This window comes from Mariniphaga sediminis (assembly GCF_003573545.1).
Lineage (GTDB): Bacteria > Bacteroidota > Bacteroidia > Bacteroidales > Prolixibacteraceae > Mariniphaga > Mariniphaga sediminis.
Map to the genome: position 1 here is coordinate 11990 of NZ_QWET01000006.1, position 20912 is coordinate 32901.

Sequence of the window (20912 nt, forward strand, 5' to 3'; positions counted from 1 at the left end):
TTTTTAAAATGATGCTTTAACTCCAAACTGTATCACCCGAGGTAATGGATATCTTCCATGGTCAATCCCGCCTTCTTCAGGAGAAAAGCCAGTGTAGTCAGTAAAATATTTCAAATTATTTCCTGTGACATTCAATCTCAGATTTTGAAGTCCGATGTCTTTATAAAACCTGTAAGGAACCTGATAGCTCAATGTCAGTTCTCTAATGGCCCAATAATCACCTTTCTCATAATTCTGCGAACTACCTGCACCATTATTTATATTACGGGGATCCCCTCTCCAATAGTTTGCCTGTGCAGCCTGATCTGCCCAATAGTAACGCGGAATATCCGTTTTATCCCCCTGATTTAACCAGGATCTCAGCACATCTGTTGTAGCATTAATATCCCCAACAAACTGGCCATTCATATTAGCCCGGGTATAATTATAAATAGTATGCCCGGTTGAATAATCCATTCTTAAATAAAGACTTAATCCTTTATAGTCCCAGGTACTAGATAAACCACCTGTCCATTTGGGATAAATATTTCCCATATAAACCCTGTCTTTCGTATCTATTATTCCATTATCGTCTTTATCCAGCCAGGCAACATCGCCACCAAATTTACTTTTGTCAGAGCCAGCCACCAATTCATCGTGAGGGCCAGCTGCCGCTTCTTCATCGGTAGCATACACATAGAGATACTTGTATCCATACAGTTCACCTAATCGGCCACCTTCCTGTAATCCACCTCTCCATGCATAATCACCCAATGAGGTATCATATATATAATATCCCCCAATCCGGTTATTGTCATTATCATTTTCCGGAAGCTCCAGAATCTTATTTTTATTGAGCGATGAATTAATTGAAACATTCCAGCTGAAATCTTTTTTGTCGATTACATTTACGCCTAACTCAAATTCAACTCCACTGTTTTCCAGACTCCCGAGGTTCGTATAAATACTGCTAAATCCAGACAAATAGGGAAGTGCCAATGAAGTAATCAAATTATCAGTTACCCGGTTATAATAATCAAATATAAACTGCACCTTATTGTCAAAAAGACCAGCATCAAAACCAATGTCCATTGTTTTTGATTGCTCCCATTGCAACGATTGGTTAGCCAATTCAGAATATTCTACCGCAGCTATCCCGTCATAGGTTGCACCTACGCTGTATTGTCCCTGTGCCTGAAAATCAGATAAATTACCCAGGTTACCATTTACGCCATAACTTGCTCTCAATTTGAATCTGCTTATCGTACTCAGGTTTTGCCAGAAATCTTCGTTGTGTAAATTCCATCCAACAGAAACTCCCGGGAAAAATCCCCATTTATTATGATCTCCCAGGTTCGATGCCCCGTCATAACGGGCATTTAATGTCACCAGGTATCTTTTTTCAAAGTCGTATGTTATCCTTCCAAAATAGCCAAAAACAACTTGCTCACTTCCATAGCTATACACACTAACCGGTTCTGCAGATGCATTCATGGTCGGAATTAAATCGGTAGCAGCACCCTTCCCTGATGCGCTTAAACTCCGGTTTTCTTTCTCGAAATAAGAAACCCCCAGCTTAACTTTTACATTATGTTTATCCATAAATATGTTATCATAACTTAATGTTGCATCAAACTGCTGTTGTCCCCATTTTGAGAATAAACCTGAGGCCTCGCGGGAATCCACAAATTGTGTAGGAGTGTTGTAGTATGCCTTCCGAAAAGCATTATTTTCAAAGATTTTATAAAACAAAGATGCCGTTGGTTCAAACGCAAGTTTAGGTGTAATTTGCCAATTCATTCCCCCGGATATTGTTATTATATTTTCTTCATTTTTACTATATCTTCTACTCATATGATATTCTGGATTACCCAACGAACTGTTATTCCCGGGCGCAAGAGTCCCATCTTCGTATTTATACTTTGCTGTTGGGGGTGTGGCGATAGAGCGCTCAAACAAATTATTTATACTATAAACTTCGTTATCGCTTGAACGACTGAAATTTAACCCGCCATACACATACAAATTATCCTTTAACTGAAGCCTTCCATTCAAATTTGTTGTCAGCCTTTTATAGTCGGTATGAATAGCGATACCTTCTATATCAGAATAACCAATCCCCATATTAAACGTCGCTTTCTCACTTCCTCCTGCGAAACTCAGGTAATGGTCATTTGAAATCCCTGTCCGGAATAAAATATCCTGCCAATCGGTATCCGAAAAAATAATGGTTTTGGACGGGTCTAAGGGATCTGGCATACTCTCCCAACCTTCATTCAATTTATATTCATTTTCCGATGTAAGATACTGAGGAGTAAATGCGGTATTATTTGTTAAATCATTTCCAATACCCTGTCCATGTGAACCTTCTAACCATGGTAATCTTTCAGGATGTTTTTCTCCGATTGCTGCCAAACCTAATCTTCCATAATAAATATAATCTCTTGCAGAAAGCACATCATATTTATCCCGAAGTTGTGACATGCCAAATGTGTAGCTGTAACTTATTACCGTTTTCCCGGCCGCTCCTTTTTTTAATGTTACAATAACAACACCATTAGAGGCACGAGCCCCGTAAATAGCAGTGGCTGCGGCATCCTTCAAAACCTGCATCGATTCAATATCAGATGTATTGATACCATCCATGTCTTCGCGAATCACTCCGTCAATAACATACAAAGGAGTAGCGCCATCCGGGCTGTTGATTGAAGTTCCTCCCCTAACAATAATCCTGGGGGAAGCACCGGGTTGTCCGGAGAGAGTCTGAACACGTACGCCTGAAACGGTACCTTGCAGCGCGGAGGCTGCATTCCCGAAAGTGGTATTTTCCAAAACCTTTGTATCCAATTTTGTAACAGAAGTTGTCAATATTTCCCTGGATTGGGTTCCATACCCCACTGCCACAACCTCATCCAGGCCAATTGTTTCTTCTTCCATAACAACAGTTAAAGTCGTTCTGCCTTCTAATGGTATTTCCTGTGTTCTCATCCCTACAAACGAAAACACCAGTATAACATCTTCAGGAATGTTTGCCATTGAATATTCCCCGTTTGCATTGGTTACGGTTCCCTGAGTTGTTCCTTTGACCACCACCGTTACACCAGGTAAAGGCTGGCCGTCAAAGTCGGTTACTTTCCCGGAAACCGATCGCTGTTGTCCTGTAACCAACAAATTATTCACCTTCAAATTGTTGGTATACATTGCTTCCGGATATAAAATAATATGCCGGTCATAAACCCCAAATTCAACCCCGGTTCCGGCAAAGATTACCGTTAAAGATTCTTCGATGGTTTTTTCCTGGATTTTAAACGTTACTTTCCGATCAAGATCAATAAACCCTGGGCTGTAAGCAAACCGAAACTCTGATTGGTTTTCAATCGCATCCAATACTTCGGCCACCTTCGCATCTTCCATGTCCAGCGAAAGCCTGGTGGTTTGACTGTACACACTTGCAGATAATTGCATCAGCCCTGCAACTAAGAACAAAAATGTCAATTTCATAAGCCTTAAACATTTTTTCCAAACCTGTCTGTCCGGCAGACAGGAATGAAGGATTTTTCCTTCCGCAATTCGGATTTTCTTCATAATTTTACATTGATTTAGTATAACAATCTATTTACCTCTTGCCGGAGGTAAGTAACAGGCCGGAGGTGTTGCCGCACCACCGGCTTTTTTTGTTTACCTTCGGACTTCTCTCATTTTTTGTTTATCTTCTTTTATCGTAATAATATGTCCCACCTGTTCTATTTTTACCGGTGTAATTCTCTCCATCAGATGTAAAATATCTTCCAACCCTTCATTCTGAATAGTGAAAGTATATCTCAGATCCTTTACCCCGGGAGTCAGTTCAAATGGCTGATTGTACCGTTTCTCCAACCGCTCCACCACCTCCTTAATGGGCAGGTCATAAATATTTATTATCCCTTCTTTCCAGGAAGTGTAGCGGGAAGTATTTACCATACCTGCAGTATATTGATTATACAGCGTATTGACCCGAACCCTTTCTCCTGGTTTTACATTACAAAAAGCATTGTCTGATTTGGGATGAAACAACTCCACAGAACCTTCTTCCAGCACCACCTCAACCGAACTCTCCGGAGAATAGGAATTCACATTAAACCGAGTTCCCAAAACCTTCACCTTTAATTCACCGCAATCAACAATTAATGGAATGGCCTTATTTTTCACCACATCAAAATAAGCTTCTCCTTTAAGGTTGACTTTCCTGTTGTTTGCAGCAAAAAAATTATTGTACGTGATCTTCGAACCGGAATTAAGCCAAACCACTGAACCGTCGGGCAACTCCACTTTCGATATCTGCCCGTTTTCTGTTACCACACCGGTATAGGTTTCAGGGACACCTTCAACTTGTGGGTCATTGGTAAAAAACCAGGCCAGACTTCCGATGCTAACCAAAAAGAAAAAAATGGCAGCTGCCCGTAGAAATCGATGCATCTTCCGGGTTTTCTGCCATTGATCATAACTTTTCTGCCAAAGTTGTGACTGGAGCCGATCCCAGCTTCTCTCGCCACCATCGGGAAACTGGTCGTGCCCCAGACGATTTTTCCAGTCTAACTTTAAACGATTAAATTCCAAATGATTTTCCTTTTGCCGTAACCATTCCAGCAGTTGCTGTAATTCTTTCCCGGTAGCACGGCCTTCAAAATATTTACTAATAATTTCTCTCATGATGAATGTTCTAAAAGGAATACAATCTCATACATAAAAACCCTACCCCCCAAGAGAGAAAAAAATGCAGCGAATTTCGATTTACTGCAAAAACAAAAAACGCGAATCGGAATTCGTGTCACCCGGTTATTCCAGCAGCATCGCAACAAGAACAACCAGAGTCGGATATTGCTTCATCAATTGTTCCCGGATCTGACTTTTGGCTTTTGCTATTTGTTTTTCTATCATTTTCTGGCTGATGCCCAACTCTTCAGCTACCTCTTTTTGCTTTCTTCCTTCGAGCTTGCATTGCACAAAAACAGTCTTCATCTTGTCAGGAAGATTGTTTATAGCCTCCCGAAACGACAGGACAAGCATTTCTTCGAGGCTTTTTTCTTCCTTTTCGTTTAAATCAAGTTGGTATAAATACTGCAATTCCTGTACATCCAGATTGTCCAAAGAAATTCTTCCCCAATCCAGCCGACTACTTTTCAGGTAGTTTAGGCAACGGTTACGCACCATCACAAAAAGCAGGCTTTCAATTCGCTTTCCTGTATTGATAGATTTGTGCTTTTCCCAAAAGGTTAAAAAACTTTCCTGGACAATGTCTTCCACTTCACTCTCATCCGAAATAAAAAGTTTACAATATCCTTTAAGGCGTGGATATAGCAAACGAAATACTTCACGAAATACTGCAGGGTTTCCTTTTTTTAGTTCAGACTTGGTTTTTACATCGAACATGTGCCGAAAATAGAAATTTTTTCACAATTCAATACGTGTAACTTACGAATGCTACCTTTTTTGAGTCGGGACTCCAGGATGGTACGTTTATAGTTCCCTGTCCGCCATAAAGAAAGGCAACGGATTTTATTTTGCGATCGGTAACCGACATTAACCGCAACATGACCCTTTGGTTTCGGGGATGGGAGCCGGCCGGAACTTCAGGCAAATAGGAAATCATCATCAGCCACCTGCCATCCGGAGAAGGGTGTGCAAACCAGTTCTGAAATGCATCATCAGTTACCTGTTGCTGCTCCGAACCATCGGGTTTCATACACCAAATTTCCATACTCCCGCTGCGTACCGAGTTAAAATAAATGATTTTTCCATCGGGAGAATATTCTGGTCCGTCATCAAGGCCTTTGGTTGTGGTAAGCCTGATTTCCTCCCCTCCTTCTGCCGGAATTTTATAAACATCGTAATTCCCATCTCTTTCGGCACAATAGGTCAGCCATCTGTCATCGGGCGACCAGCCATGCCAATAGGAAGGCCCTTTGGATGTAACCTTTTGGGGAGTACCTCCCTTCAACGGAACCGTATAAATTAGAGAATGTCTTTTTCCATCCTGGTCCGTATTATTACTGATTGCTAACATTTTGCCATCAAAAGAAATACCATGATCATTGTTGATGGAAGTTGCAAAACCGGTATTTATCTTTTCGGGGGTCTGTTTTTTTAAATCATATTTATATAAAATTCCTCCTGAATTGTAAATCAGGAACTTTCCGTCCCGCGACCAGTTTGGCGCTTCAATATGGGTTTCGGTTTCGTAAACCACCCGTCGATTACCGGTTTCAATGTTCAGAACCTCAAGCCTTGATGGAGATGGTTTTTGGTAGCCATTGTCTCCTTCCACAGCCGGTTTTTCCAACCGGACATTCCAAAATTGCGCCTTTTCAACCACTTTTTCGTTGTGCGAAGAAATAAACATCCCGGCTAAAACAGAAGAAGACATTTCCAGCTTAACCCTGCCAACTTCTGTCAATGGCTCCCCGTTCTTTGATAATCTGAGAATAAATTCATCGTCCTTTCGTTCCACCTGCACAAAATCAGGCACTTTTATTCCGGAAGCAATTTCCAATGTTTCATCGTTATCTTTTTCCCTGTACTGCAAGGCAGTAAATCCATCGCCATGAATTGCTCCATCCATATAAACAGCACCTTCTGTTTTCGAATTTCGAATCATTAACCCCATTTTCCGGTGAGGCTCAACACCTTCACCTAAAAATTTAAGATTAGCTGAAAGGATAAAATCTCCAGATACTTCCTGCGATACAAAATAAAACGCATCGCGCCCGTACCAAATATTGTAGCCTGATCCATGAAGAATAAACTGCTGTTTTTCCTTATCAAACTGAAAACTTCCCTTCAATTCAGGATTTCCGATGTCCATTCCGGAAAACCGCTGAAACATTTGTTGTGCCTGGATTGAACCCACTGTTGAAATCAGAAAGATCACAACGAACGCTACATCTTTCATAAAGGTTTAATTTTCTATGTTATCCCTTGCCTGTTACTCGTTGTAACAATCACCTTCTTATAATGACTCCCTCAAAATTAAAGAAGTTGGAAGAACTCGCGCTATTTTCTGTTTATTTTTTATAAAACCGGCTGCCAGGATTCCCATTTGTTCAAAGTTAGTGGAGATAACAGAAATTCCTCCTCCCACAATCTGTTTCATGGGAGTGTCGTTATAAGAAAGTACCCCTACATCTTTTCCGGGTTTAAAATCATTCTTTCGGCAAGTTTTAATCACCTCGACCAAATCAGCATCGCGAATGGTAAACCAAACCTGTCCTTTCCTGATTTCCGGAGATTGTGGTCGTTTGACTGTTTTAAAACGAATGTTATGTTTACGGCAAAAACGTTGGGTAGCCCAAACTGTTTCTGAAGGATGAGGGGTTTCTTTTTCGTCATAAACCAATACTAATTCATCATATTTTTTCAAGCGATGCCATCCTTTCTCCAAACAGCTTTCGACCGACTCCCCGAAATTCTGGATAATATAACTTACTGTTTCTGATAAAGGAGCTCCCATGTCAAGGATGAGCAATTTTTTAGGATCTATTTCTTCCAATGCCGGGTCTATCCCATCATGGTCAATATTCATTACTACATATGAATTGTAGCGTCCCAAACTGTTACGTATGAGTTGCTGAAATACCTCACGGTTGTAATGATGAAAAAGTAAATCAACAGAATATGTCTGGGGCAGATTTTGTCTGAACGAATTGTATAACTGCTCCTTAAAAGCGCTAAAATCATCGAGCAGCATAAACACTTTGTACGATTCTCCAGCTACATAATACCCTTTGGCAAGAGTTGATTCAACAAGTCCATTCTTCTTCAGCGCACTGTATGCCTTGAACACCGTATCACGCGAAAAGCCGCTTTCTGCGCTCAACTGATTTACCGATGGCAGGGCATCTCCTTCCTTTAACTCACCATTTCCTACAGCTTCAGTTATGGAGTGGACCAACAGCTGCATTTTGGTCTGTCCTGTCTGTTCCAGTATCTTAAAGGGAAGGCCTGGCACCGAAAACACTTTTAATTTCGTTCAGCGGAACATTAAAAACCTGCCGGCATACTGCATCCAACTCTTCTTCTTTTCCCTCAAAATGAAAAATGGACTGTTTGTATTCGGCACTTTCATTCGGATCAAGAGCCAATGCAGGCGAAGATGACTCCAACTCATAATACGATCCCCATTGTTCGCCACTTTCCGATGGACCATCATTATACGCATTAATCACATCACCTTCATAAGGATTCTTCTGATGTTCTTCCCAGGACGAATTAACATAGTCTGCCTGATCATCAGGAATATCACATTTTACAAGGGTCAAAACGTTGTTTTCTGAATCGTAGCTTCCAAAAACCGGTTCAGCCCGCCGCGGTGGAATCCCTATTTTGCCACGTTGTTGCCCGTCTCCTTTAAAATAGATCATCCCGTCGTCTACCTCCAAACGGTCATCGGGAATTTTACCAAAATAATCGTCTTTTACAATATAATCAGACTTTACATTGGCTTTGTATGGAAAAATCATGGTTAAAGAAGGGGAAGAAGGAAACATCCCAAGAAGCCACACAGAAAGCAAACCGGTTTCCTTTTTCCATGCTTCCTGTCCAATATTTTGAAGTTCATTAATTGATTCGTATCCTACTGTTTTTACATTTCCGGGGAGTGTAATACCGAGTTTTGTTTCAATCTGTCCTTTTCCCATTAATTCCACACGGCGGGTCAATTTAAAATCAAACTGAAAGTCACTGTAATTTTTCACCTGCATCGATTTCAAAAATACAGCAATCGAGTCAGTTGCAAGAAATACATCAAAGGGTTCGGTATCCAAACATGCCGGTGTATTCCAGTTCTCCAGTTTAAAAGAGCTTTTGGGTTCAAAAAACAGGGAAAACTGTCCGCCCTCCGGCCCTAACCAAAATCGCTCCTCACCACCTACAGGGTTAAATTGTTTCAGCACCTCGCCCGATTCAATCAGGTCATGGTTAATCCACCCGTAACTTTTTCCTCCCATTCCGTTGGATGTACTAGTCATTACCCTTCCCTGATATTTTAATGAAAGCATCAGGCGCGAATCTCCGTTTTTCAGTTCAACCGGTTCGGCATATTTTTTTAAAAAACCTGCATCGTATCCGTATGTGCCCTTTTCATATTCTTTCATTAAATCAACTTGCTCGGAATCCAGACTTATAACTTCCTGTCGGGGTATTTCTTCTTCCTGCTTCCATTTAAAATTTGTACAACCTGCCAGGAATATTAAAAAGACTAAAATGGTCAAATTTCTCATAACAATTACAATCAAAACATATATGGTTGGCCGCAAAGATAGAAATAAAGTAATAACAAAACGGTTCCTATTTCCGGCCTGCAGAGTTTAGTATTCAAAGTTTAATGTTTATTATATATAAAACTCCCTTTCCAACATTTCTATTTCCACATCACCCTTTTCAATCCATGAAAAAGACTTTGAATAGAACTATTCTGCCAGTTAGTTATGAGATATAATGAAAAACGTCATCTAATTCATGACGCAAAACAGAACAAAAAGTACCCCGAAAAGCTGAAATAATTCAGATCTTTTCGGGGCAAATTTATATAGAGGTATTGTAATCTGGTTATTTATAAAGCGGACCAAATTGCTGGCACGCACGGTAATCAGCACTTTCCTTTTCTTCGCCGAATGCATTCCATGCACTGGGTCTGAAAACCTGCTCTTCATCCACATTATGCATACAAACAGGGATGCGAAGAATGGATGCGAGCGTGATCAGATCGGCTCCAATATGTCCGTAACTAATGGCCCCGTGATTGGCACCCCAATTGGCCATTACCGAATACACGTCTTTGAAAGCTCCTTTACCGGTAACACGCGGCACAAACCAGGTTGTAGGCCAGGTAGGATTAGTCCGATTATCCAAAATTTCATGAACATCATTATCCAGTTCTACTGTATACCCTTCTGCAATTTGAAGTACAGGCCCCAGTCCTTTAACCAGGTTTACACGCGACATGGTTACCGGCATTTGCCCGGCAGTTTTGAACTGGCTGGAATAGCCACCTCCCCTGAAATACTCCCGATCAGCAGGACAGAAACGCGTATTTTCAAGGCAGCTTTTTACCTCTTCTTCGGTAATATCCCAAAATGGCTTCATCACCGGATTGCCTTCGCCGTCGTGTTGACGGGCTGTTGCGTCAAGCGTTGTTGATCCGGAATTAATCAAATGAATAATACCATCTTTTGCCACCCCGGTAAGCTCTTTTCCGGTAACCCGTTTTACAGCATCCGGGCTCCAGTAGGTGCGTACATCTGAGAAAATTTGTGCCGTGTTGGTCAGCAGGTGTCCAAACAACATAGGAACTGCATTGAGGCTGTCGTTTTCTGTAGCAAATACAAAGGCTTCACGAATGCCATTCCAGTCGAAAGAAGTATTCATTATCACTTCCGGGAAATCGCCGTTAGGATAATAGTCGGTCCACTGGCGTTGTCCCTGGAATCCTCCGGCAATTGCATTTCGCCCCAACGATTCTTCACCAAAACCAGCGTCTTTCAGGTTGGGGTTTCCAATCATCAGATCCCGGAAAATGAGGGTCATTTTTACCACAATCTCCCATTCCCAATCTTTACGTTCACGATCAACCTGAACTTCGGGTTTATTGTAGTCATCGCCTTCAATACAATTTTCTTTTGTCCATGCCAATGCCTTTTCGTACTCATCTTTGTCATAAATTCCCTCGTCAATCCGGCGTTTCACTTCGGTCATATCCACAAATTCAGTACGCATTCCAAGGTATTCCTGGAAAAATTCAGGATTTACCATCGACCCTGCGATCCCCATGGAAGTATATCCCAGGGAAAGGTATGATTTTCCTTTCATTTGCGCGACGGCCAGGGCAGCTTTCACAAAACGGAGAATTTTTTCTTTTACATCTTCGGGGATGGTTTCATCACCGGCATCCTGCACATCATGGCCATAAATACCAAACGCCGGTAACCCTTTCTGCGTATATCCGGCCAATGCTGCCGCCAGATAAACAGCTCCCGGACGCTCTGTGCCATTAAAGCCCCAAACCGCTTTCGGTATCCAGGGATTTGCATCCATCACTTCAGTTCCGTAACACCAGCAGGGCGTAACAGTCAGCGACACTTCTACCCCTTCGCGTTCAAACTGGTCGGCACACATAGCAGCCTCGGCCACTCCGCCAATCGTTGTATTCGAAATCACACATTCCACTTCTTCACCTCCCGGAAACCGAAGGTTCTCCTGAATAAGCAAAGCCGCTGCTTTGGCCATATTCATCGTTTGTTGTTCCAATGATTCACGAACACCCCGTTCGCGACCGTCGATTACCGGACGGATTCCTACCTTAGGTAACCTCCCTATTAATCTGCTTGCCATTTTATTATTTTTTGAAAATTTATGATTCTTTCAATACATACAAACTCATCAGTATATTAAAGAAACAGTAACACAATGATTATCAGAAAAGTCTTGTAACATGCACCTACCAGGGAATACCTGAAACGTGTACCTCTCATTAAACTGTGCTGAACTGTGCTGCAATATATAAAATTCTTTTTAGAATTCTTACAAATATTTTAGGCTGTACTCTTCATAAATTTTCCAGTACAGGAACAAAATGTAACCTAAACTCCTGCTTCTCAAAACAGCTGCACGAAAATAATAGGGAGACGGATTGCCTACCCCGATTTTGATACAAAAAATGAAACTTTTGACTTTTTGAAGCCCAATCGTTTTGACTTGAAAAAATACTCCATTAAATATTTCCAATCAGAATATTTCAGAAATTCAATTGAAACATTAAAACAGAAGAAACTGACTCCACTGATACACCAGCCGCTTATTTAAATATCCCCGCCTGAATTATGTTGCATTGTAGGTGTTTAATTCTTTTGACGAATGTCATAACGTGTAAATTTCACATCAGGCTCTAGAATTCAACCATTAAAGAGCTCCAGAAAGAACGGCCATACGAGTCAATTCCCGACCCATGAGTCCGGTATGCCTGGTTAAAAATATTTTGCAACCCTCCGTTAACCGAAAATTTTTTCCATAAATACCCTGCTTTTAAATTTAGAACTTTCCACCCAGGCGTTCCCTCTTTAGGAATGCGGTGGTCGTCAATATCGCCACCTGACAGCCTGTCTTGTTTTGCTGCAAATAGGAATTCCATTTCTCCAAAAATTGCTGATTTGTGATATTGAAGTGCCAATTTCCCGTTTAATGGAGGAATACGTCGCATGGGGGTATCGTCTTCAAGGTTTTTGCCGTAAAGCCATGTCAGGTTGTTAACAAATGAAAACTGCCTGTTGAGCTTAAAACCCGATTCAAATTCTATTCCTGAGATGTTCGACCGGGCTATATTTTCTTTTTTATAAACACGATCTCCATCAATGTATTCACTGCCCATGTAAGTCGCTTCAACTCTTTCAATCTGGTCTTTCAACCGGGTGCTAAATGCGTTCACTGCCATCGAAAAGCGCTCAGATGATTTTTTGTATCCGCCCTCTATGGTAAAGGCTTTTTCAGGAGAAAGGTCGATTGAAGGAATTTCAATTCCATAATCGAATAAACCAAAAGAGCTAATGTCATTGATATTCGGGGCCCGAAATGCGGAATGAGTCGAAAGAATGAATTGCTGCTCAGGTGAAGTGAAGTATTGTAGTGAAATGTTTCCTACCAACGAGTTGGGTTTAATTATCACTTTTCCAAATTCATCGTCTGTCGAATGAATGCGAAAGGTGTTAAAGCGTCCGCCAAAATTTACGTGGAATTTCTTCAGCTTCAGGGTATGCTGAGTGAAAGCGGCAAAACTTAGCATCGATGAGTTGTCCGGATAAAGTCCACGGCAGGTATTTTTTTCTCCGGTTTGAGTATTTGTTTCGGTTTTCCCCGATTCCACATTGTCGGAATAAAATTCGGCTCCGCTGACAGCTTCCCATATTCTGCTGAATGCAGAATAGCTTTCCAGTGAGAGCCCGTTGGTTTTAACCACATCGTTTTCCATCGTAAACGTAGCTGAATTTTCTTTTTGCTTTTTTCGGGTTTCATCGGAATATTGGTTCGAAACCGTAAGCTTCATTTTTTTGAGCCATGGGTTCTCGCTGAAATGCTCTATTTTGGCATAAGCCAGACGATGAATTTGGGGATCGAATGAGTATAACAGATAGCCACGCTGGGCGACTTGATCGTAACGGCCTACATCATTTTGAATGAGGTATTGGTAAGCTGATGTAATTTGCCAGTTGCTGTGAAAACGCATTTTTGCTTTCAGGGTTACGCCGGTTTCGTCGTAGCCCGAAGGACGTTCGTAACCAAGATCTCCTCCGGCAAAAATATCGCCGAAGTTTTTATAATTTACATTTCCCGAAACCGCAATATTTTTCGATTCGAATGATAATTCACCCAGGCCGGATTCTTCCATTCCTTTGTTCATGTATTTCACTTTGCCCCGGCCTCCCAGCCTCGGTTTCCCAGGGGCATATTCCGGAGAACGCGTAAGTACATTTATCACCCCGCCCAATGCATCGCTTCCATATAGTACTGAACCTTTGCCACGGATTACTTCCACATGATCAACCGAAAAAATATCGATGGTGTTGAAATACTGGTTTGGCCCATAACGAAAGGTCGCGTTGTTCAGTCTGATCCCGTCAATTAGCAATAGTGTTTGGTTGCCGGTAAGCCCCCGAACAAAAGGTGAACCTCCGCCATGATTAGTTTTTTGCATCCATACTCCTGTGACACCTGACAACGCATCTGCCATCGAACGGGGTGCATTGATTTTTAATTCCTGCGGGGTAATAACAGAAACAGCATCGGGAGTTTGGAAGGAAAGCAGCTCATTTCTGGAAGCTGTTACCACAATGCTTTTGTTTAGTTGAACTGAAACCGGTCGGAGCCGGATTTTTTGGTTTTTGCAGGAGGTTACTTCCTTTTCCTGTGTTTCAAAGCCCAAGCATGAAATTCGAAGAGAAATTTTTCCCGTGTCTAAAACATCTATAGAGAAAAACCCGCTATCGTTAGAAACGGTTCCCATCGTTGAATTTTTAACTGAAATATTTGCATGAGACACCGGTTCTTGAGTGTCACCATTTAATATAATTCCTTCGATGGATTGTGAAAAAAGCTGCATTGTTAACAATGCAGCTAACAGCATAATCACAATTCCCTTCATATTTTTTGTTAATTTTCTTTTTCTCTGTTTTTTAACCGATATTCCTCTCTTTCTTTGCTCTCCCTGATCATATCTTCTTTATTATCCATTTGTGGTGATTCCTCCAGTGCTTTCCAGTCAAAGTTTTCATCAAACGGATCAAGGGCTTTTTGTGGGTCGAATATCCGTGAATCAACAGGAATGGCGCTGTAAGGTGTAAAATCAGGTTTGTCATTAAAGAAGTCATGCAGGTCATTGGCTCCTGCGTCATATTGGTTGAGATACGGCATTTCAAGAATATTCCAGAAGGTTTTAAAAATACTTCCAAAACTGTAATGTACATGGCTCACATAGTTTTTCTTTACCCAGGGAGAAATGACCATCAGAACACTGCGGTGTGCATCTACGTGATCCACTCCGTTTTGTGCATCGTCTTCCGTAATAACAATCATCATATTTTTCCAGTATGGTGTGTGCGACAAAAATTCAACTATGCGTCCTACTGCCAGATCATTGTCGGCCATGTAACTTTCCCGGAACGGATACCCGGCTTCAGGCCGGTCACTTGCCCCATGGTCATTTGGAATAATAACTGTTAAGAGTGCCGGCATGGTATCTTGTCCGTTTATCCATTTTTCGTTGAATTCTCTTTTGAACATATCTATCCTAAATTGATCAGGAATAGCGGTATTGTATGTAGGATACTGCTTTGAGGTGTACTCCCAAACGGGTTGGGGTAGCGGAAAATTAATATAATGTTTTACCCCTTGGTATTTGTAAGTTGCATCGTAAACTGCTGGTTCGAACATGATACTGAAACCAAAATTAAAAAAGTCAATTTCATTACGTTCAAGATGATCCCACATAGAGCCTGCCTCGTTGTAATCTTCCGGATAAATGGCGCCGGCAGCACCATTCATTCCATATACCCCGGGGGCTTTCGAGTTGAATCTGAATCTGCGGTTTCCGCCGTAGCTCGCGGCCGTACTGGTTTCGCACCATTCGTTAGGATATGTATTTACCAGCCAGCGGTGCCCGTCGGCCGAAACATCCGCGTCCACATAAAAGTTGTCGGAAATCGCAAAGTCGCGGGCAAGCTTCAGGTGATTCACCATCACATCGACATTTTCTACCGATGCCGTATTGCTTTGGTTGTGAAACGATGCCCCTTTCCCGTACCTTGCCAGTACTGCCTCTCCTTCAGCATTTTCTATTTGCCCGAAGATTTCATCGTAAGTTCGGTTTTCTTTCGAGATGAAAACAATATGTTTTATCGGGCTCTTTTTTTCGCCAGGATAAAGCGGTATAGGATTGTTTTTTCGTTCTGCAAATTTTTCAGAAGAAGCTTTTTCAAAATGAAAATTGTTTGAAATGACCTGAGTTGTATAGGCTTTTAATTCTTTCTCCGACGGAATATCGAGCACTTCTACCGTTCCTTTCATCAGTGCACCAATATAACTTCCTTCCGGTCCGCGTTGGAATGTAGAGCCTCCATTGGGGCCACTGCCAAAACCTTTGGCATTTGAAACAATTAGTTTCTTTCCGTCGTTACTCACTTGCAGTTTTGCAGGAAACCATCCGGTGGGAATGTATCCCAGTACTTGCAGTTTTATGGCATCAATAACAGCAACTGCATTTATCCCTGAGCAGGCTACAAACAATTGTTGATTGTCGGGAGAAAGTGCCATTCCAAAAGGAATAACCCCGCGGAACTGCTTCACCCGGCTGTCGGGTTTCAGAAAAATAGTGTTTACTACTGTATCCTTTTCGATGGAAATTACTGAAATATTATCGTTGGTGCCATTACTTACAAACACGTAATCACCGGTCGCCACCAGCGAATTGGGGCTGGCTCCCCCAACAGCAGGGATGCCTTCCACCATCGCCCCCACCAGATGACCGGTTTTGGTTTTGGCAATCACTTCGGGATGCTCCGGATTTTTTAGGCTTACTGTAAATACCGAAAAGGCTTCCGGAGAATTCATTTCTCCCAGTCCCGGAATGTCTAAACTGTCGTTGTGTATGCCTTCCACCATTTCGTCACTTCCGTATGCAAACGCAGGATATTTCAACGCTTTCTCCACGACATTCCCGGAAGTAATGCCTTTTATCATGCTGTACTGAAACATGCCTACATTGGCAACATATACCTTTTTTTCATCGGGAGAGAGACAAATACCAAACGGGTAGCGACCTACCGGCACATTGTGTTCCAATTTCCCGGTTTCGGTGTCCGAAATCACCATCCTAAATCCAATCTGATCGACAGCATACAATTTTTTACCGTCTTTCGAAAGCACCAGATCTCCAATATAGCCATGAGAGTAATCCACACTATCGGAAACAAAAGAGCAATCAATGAATCCCTTTCTTTCTCCGGTTTGAATATCGAAAATATAAACTTTGTTTTCCTGTCCTCCCGCTACGTAAACAACACTATTGTCTTTTGAAACAGCAAGCCCCATAAATACTGATGCCAACACACCGCGATCGGTAGCCGGGCCCGGAGGAATTTGCTGCACTTCCGGATTTTCTGACAATATATTCCGGATAATGGTAATCGACAGGGGACTAGTGCCTGAATTGGCTGTAACCACTGTGCTCCCGTCGGGGCTGAGTGTTAGCCCGTAAGGATGGGGAGCTACTACAATGCTTTTGCCAGCGGGCGTTACCAACCTTCCGTTGGGAATTACTGTAGTTCCGGTTTTGTCGATACGGGTAAACCGTTCTCCGGCTGGTGCAGAGATGACCCAGGGATCAATTTCAGGCTTTGTGGTACACGATGCCAGAAAAAGAAGAACAACAAGGTAAAGAAATGTATTTTTCATAAAGCTAAATTGTTTGTTTAAAATGATGATGTTATTTCCCCTTTTTGCCAGGGTAATACAATTAAAAAGTAGAAGAATTCTTGTGGAAAATTAGTTTTCATTGATTTGATTTTTCAAATATAGTAACTTGCGGCTATTATCCTTTTCTATTGTATTTAAAATAAGGTTTCTGGTTCCATGCAGAATTAGTTAAATGAAGTTGAATAAATATCTGTAATAAAATAATTATAAATATTCTATACTTTCCAACGAGTAGAATTCGTTTCAAAACGTACTAATATAGTCTTGAATGCATCACCCCATGCGCTGGTTCTTTCAACAATAAATCTACATTTGTAGAATAATTCAGCAAATAAATAGTCGCTTGTTATTCCTTTTCTCCGGTTCTGGTTATAAGAACAGGGTTTTCGAATCATTGACACAACTTCAAAAACGGCTCAGCGACTTTGTCGTAACCCAAATACATCCGGGAACTGTGAAATCAATTACCCACGATGAAAAATACCTCAGCACTTTCAAGGCTCAGTTCGAAGTATAAATAATATAATAAAAAACTATTCTGCGGGGTTTGGAAATTCCCGCATTGGGCTGTAGCGAATGTACGAATCAAATATCTCCTTATCGGGTTCCACCACACGCGGGTCTTTTGATTTTCTCAACTCTGCCATCAATGCCTGTTTCAACTCTTCTTCAATAGTTTCATACCCTGAAACACCAGCCAGGTTTGTCAAATTATAAGGATCTTCTTTTACGTTGAATAACTCAAACTCAGCCCGCCTGGAGTGAGCCCAGTTAAAAAACGGACGAATATCCTCGTTCTCCCAATTTTCAATAATGAACGATTTTGTGGGAGCCGCATCAATGTCGGTAAAGGCCCATTCGGAATGATGCACTCCATTCTCGTCTATGCCATACATTGGAAACAGTTCTCCTCCAGATTTCGGTTTTATTCGTTGGGGTGCCCCTGCCGGCCAGCGTTCCGGTTTTATATTCCAAACCAACAGGTATTCCTGGCTGCGGATAGCACGCTGCGGATAGCCCCAGTTCAGATAACGGGAAGAAGAGTGGCGTTCACGGCCGGAAAAAACATACTTTTTCGAAGGATCCACCACGCCCTGTTTCTTTGATTTCAGAATGTGTAAAATACTCTTCCCGGAAACGGGCAGCATTCCTTCTGCATTTGTGCCGGTTATTTCCAGAATAGTCGGAGCTAAATCGGAAAAACTCACTACATCATCCACAACCCTGCCACCGGGAAATGCTTTCGGGTAACTTACAGCAAACGGAACATGAATTCCATATTCATAGCAGTTAGCCTTTGCACGGGGAAACGGCATCCCGTTGTCTGCAGTAACAATAACAATGGTATTATCTATTTCTCCTGTCTTCTCAAGGTATTCCAGCATACGCTGCAAATGGAGATCAAACCATTCAATCTCAACGGCATAATCCAACATATCGCCACGAATGATTTCATCATCGGGGAAAAAGCCGGGGACTTTTACATCAGCTGTACTCTTTTCAGTTCTCTTCCATGAATCCTGTTCGTAGGCGCGGTGTGGCTCATAAGCGCCGTACCAAAAGAAAAAGGGTTTGTCGTCACGAACATTTTCCATAAAATATTTGAAGTTTTCAAAATAATTCACCGGGCCAATTTCATCAGCTGTACGTTCATCGCCGGCCGCTCCCTTCTCATAGCGGATATTGCTATGGGCAATACCGGCTGCATCAGTGGCCCTCCAAAGGGAATCATTTTTATCGCGCGCATACTGAAAAGGCGAAACTCCTTTCCCCGTGCGTCCGGTTACATATCCATTGGCATCCAGCAGATCCACAAAAGGCACATATTTTTTCATCCAGGAAGAGGCATGTTGTCCCGACTGTTCGTTTTGCCAATGGTAGCGACCTGTAACAATAGCGCTTCGGGAGGGCGCGCACCCCGGCGAACCGGCAATACAATTTGTAAAATAGATGCCTTCGCGGGCTATCCGGTCGAAAGCCGGTGTATTCACAAACTCACTCCCTGCAAAGCTGGTGTGGACAAATGTCTGGTCGTCGCTGATAGCAAACAGAATATTGGGACGACGGGGTTGTTCTACCTGCTTTTGATTACATCCTGCCAGGGAAATAACACATAAAGAAATGACAGAAAGAAAAAGTATTTTCATTTTTGACTCATTTGTTTTACTCAGAACAATTCCGATAAAAATAACCAAATCAAAATGAAATACCTATGGGTAAACGGGATAAATTTCTTAACTTGTACATCTGAGTGCAATGGGCTCTGGTTTTATCACAACTTAGATGGACGCCACCGGGTAGAGGCCCGGTGGCTTTTATCAGGACAGGGACTTTTTTAAGTCCCTGATTTTTTAACGGTCAAGAATAAATTATCTACTGCGAATAGTATGCATTAAGAGTAATTACTTCGCTGGAACTACAAACCGGGCATTGCGGCTTGTCTTCAACATAATCATTGAAACTGGCCTGGCAGTCATTGCATTTAAACCAGTTTTCATCAAAATAAATATCACCGCCCCTGAAAATAATGTCACGCCCTTCAACAAAGGCAGTGGCCACCTTATTACGGGCTTCCTCATATATACGGGTCAGTGTGGGTCTGGAGACATCCATGTGAACGGCAGCTTGTTCCTGTGTAAGGTTTTGGTAATCGAGCAACCGGATAGCCTCATACTCTTCGAGCCGAAGAACGACTTCGTTGGATTTACGGCCACGAACGCCGTAAACCGACATCCCCTTAATGACAGGGGGAACCTGGATTCTTCTGTTTCTTTTTCTTCTGGGCATTTTCAAACTGAATTTAGTTTACTCAATAAAAAATGATCCGCCATAACCAAAGCGGCCATGGCTTCCACAATAGGCACTGCCCGCGGCAAAACGCAGGGATCATGCCTTCCTTTTGGGTTAATTGTTATTTCGTTGTTGTTTTTATCTACTGTATGCTGTTCTTTTAACAGCGTAGCAATGGGTTTGAAGGCTACATTAAAATAAATGTCTTCTCCATTTGAGATTCCACCCTGTATTCCTCCCGAATAGTTGGTTTTCGTATGAATACCTTCTTCGGTCCGAACAAACACATCGTTATGCTGCGAACCGCTCCATTTGGTTCCTTCAAATCCGGAACCGTACTCAAATCCTTTTACGGCATTAATGCCAAGCATGGCAAAACCGAGGTCGGCATGTAGTTTATTAAACACCGGCTCGCCCCAACCAGCCGGGACTCCCTTTACCACACAGGTAATTACACCGCCCACCGTATCGCGGTCTTTGGAAGCAGCTTCAATGCGGGCAATCATCTTTTCAGCCGTCTCAGCATCCGGACAGCGCACCATATTTTCCTCTGCTTTTGTAAGATCAAGTTCGGCATAAGACTTTTGTAATTTAACTTCGCCAACCTGCGAAACATAAGCCCGAATAGAAATACCTGGTTGAGCCAGCACCTGCTTTGCAATAGCACCAGCCACCACACGGGCAATGGTTTCACGGGCAGAAGAACGTCCTCCGCCACGATGATCGCGCGTACCGTATTTTTTTATGTACGTATAATCGGCATGCGACGGCCGGAACACATCCTTTAAATCGTTGTAATCTTTCGAATGCTGATCTTTATTCCAAACAGCAAAGGCAATAGGTGTCCCCTGGGTTTTTCCTTCAAAAATACCTGAAAAAAACTCCACCTGATCGGGTTCTTTACGCTGGGTAGTAATTTTAGACTGCCCGGGCTTCCGCCGCGCCAGATCATTTTGAATGAGTTCCAGATTCAGTTCAAGTCCGGCCGGACAACCGTCAATGATGCCTCCAATTCCTCTACCATGTGATTCACCGAAAGAGGTTAAACGAAATATATTACCAAATGTATTCATACCGAAAAAAATCCCGTTCCCTTTTATATTAAATCACAGTAAGGAAACGGGATTAAATTAATTATTTTGAACCAATAA

General features: G+C 42.1%; 12 protein-coding genes. All 12 read right to left on the minus strand.

What is annotated here, in order from left to right; all coding sequences use genetic code 11:
• Window positions 1–3 precede the first annotated feature (3 nt).
• Window positions 4–3480, minus strand: coding sequence for a TonB-dependent receptor (locus tag D1164_RS09165; RefSeq protein ID WP_119349896.1), 3477 nt, complete (start codon window positions 3478–3480; stop codon window positions 4–6).
• A gap of 177 nt (window positions 3481–3657) precedes the next feature.
• A complete protein-coding gene (locus D1164_RS09170; RefSeq protein WP_119349676.1) occupies window positions 3658–4668 on the minus strand; it encodes a FecR family protein in 1011 nt (336 codons plus the stop codon).
• A gap of 126 nt (window positions 4669–4794) precedes the next feature.
• Window positions 4795–5388, minus strand: a complete 594-nt coding sequence (locus D1164_RS09175) for an RNA polymerase sigma-70 factor (protein WP_119349677.1) — start codon at window positions 5386–5388, stop codon at window positions 4795–4797.
• A gap of 28 nt (window positions 5389–5416) precedes the next feature.
• A complete protein-coding gene (locus D1164_RS09180) occupies window positions 5417–6907 on the minus strand; it encodes a TolB family protein (protein WP_119349678.1) in 1491 nt (496 codons plus the stop codon).
• Window positions 6908–6964: 57 nt separating this feature from the next.
• Window positions 6965–7963 carry a GntR family transcriptional regulator gene (locus D1164_RS09185; RefSeq protein WP_147372114.1) on the minus strand — a complete coding sequence of 333 codons (999 nt, stop codon included), beginning with the start codon at window positions 7961–7963 and terminating at the stop codon, window positions 6965–6967.
• Window positions 7944–9233 (minus strand): DUF6786 family protein, encoded by a 1290-nt coding sequence (locus tag D1164_RS09190; RefSeq protein ID WP_119349680.1) that lies wholly within the window; start codon window positions 9231–9233, stop codon window positions 7944–7946. Before D1164_RS09190 ends, D1164_RS09185 begins: the two co-directional genes overlap by 20 nt.
• A gap of 328 nt (window positions 9234–9561) precedes the next feature.
• Window positions 9562–11343 (minus strand): L-fucose isomerase, encoded by a 1782-nt coding sequence (locus D1164_RS09195; RefSeq protein WP_119349681.1) that lies wholly within the window; start codon window positions 11341–11343, stop codon window positions 9562–9564.
• A gap of 553 nt (window positions 11344–11896) precedes the next feature.
• Window positions 11897–14143, minus strand: coding sequence for a TonB-dependent receptor (locus D1164_RS09205; protein WP_119349683.1), 2247 nt, complete (start codon window positions 14141–14143; stop codon window positions 11897–11899).
• Between the two features lie 8 nt (window positions 14144–14151).
• Window positions 14152–16950, minus strand: coding sequence for a bifunctional YncE family protein/alkaline phosphatase family protein (locus D1164_RS09210; RefSeq protein WP_119349684.1), 2799 nt, complete (start codon window positions 16948–16950; stop codon window positions 14152–14154).
• A 554-nt stretch (window positions 16951–17504) separates the two neighbouring features.
• Window positions 17505–19118, minus strand: coding sequence for a sulfatase family protein (locus tag D1164_RS09220; protein ID WP_119349897.1), 1614 nt, complete (start codon window positions 19116–19118; stop codon window positions 17505–17507).
• Between the two features lie 226 nt (window positions 19119–19344).
• Window positions 19345–19758 carry a DUF134 domain-containing protein gene (locus D1164_RS09225; RefSeq protein WP_119349685.1) on the minus strand — a complete coding sequence of 138 codons (414 nt, stop codon included), beginning with the start codon at window positions 19756–19758 and terminating at the stop codon, window positions 19345–19347.
• Between the two features lie 2 nt (window positions 19759–19760).
• Window positions 19761–20834 carry a chorismate synthase gene (aroC, locus tag D1164_RS09230; protein ID WP_119349686.1) on the minus strand — a complete coding sequence of 358 codons (1074 nt, stop codon included), beginning with the start codon at window positions 20832–20834 and terminating at the stop codon, window positions 19761–19763.
• Between the last annotated feature and the right edge of the window lie 78 nt (window positions 20835–20912).

Bases quoted from the DNA above. Each gene is read 5' to 3' on its own strand.
- aroC (WP_119349686.1), bottom strand. From the start codon at position 20,834: ATGAATACATTTGGTAATATATTTCGTTTAACCTCTTTCGGTGAATCA.
- D1164_RS09190 (WP_119349680.1), bottom strand. From the start codon at position 9,233: ATGAGAAATTTGACCATTTTAGTCTTTTTAATATTCCTGGCAGGTTGT.
- D1164_RS09180 (WP_119349678.1), bottom strand. From the start codon at position 6,907: ATGAAAGATGTAGCGTTCGTTGTGATCTTTCTGATTTCAACAGTGGGT.
- D1164_RS09205 (WP_119349683.1), bottom strand. From the start codon at position 14,143: ATGAAGGGAATTGTGATTATGCTGTTAGCTGCATTGTTAACAATGCAG.
- D1164_RS09225 (WP_119349685.1), bottom strand. From the start codon at position 19,758: ATGCCCAGAAGAAAAAGAAACAGAAGAATCCAGGTTCCCCCTGTCATT.
- D1164_RS09170 (WP_119349676.1), bottom strand. From the start codon at position 4,668: ATGAGAGAAATTATTAGTAAATATTTTGAAGGCCGTGCTACCGGGAAA.
- D1164_RS09210 (WP_119349684.1), bottom strand. From the start codon at position 16,950: ATGAAAAATACATTTCTTTACCTTGTTGTTCTTCTTTTTCTGGCATCG.
- D1164_RS09220 (WP_119349897.1), bottom strand. From the start codon at position 19,118: ATGAAAATACTTTTTCTTTCTGTCATTTCTTTATGTGTTATTTCCCTG.
- D1164_RS09175 (WP_119349677.1), bottom strand. From the start codon at position 5,388: ATGTTCGATGTAAAAACCAAGTCTGAACTAAAAAAAGGAAACCCTGCA.
- D1164_RS09195 (WP_119349681.1), bottom strand. From the start codon at position 11,343: ATGGCAAGCAGATTAATAGGGAGGTTACCTAAGGTAGGAATCCGTCCG.
- D1164_RS09165 (WP_119349896.1), bottom strand. From the start codon at position 3,480: ATGAAATTGACATTTTTGTTCTTAGTTGCAGGGCTGATGCAATTATCT.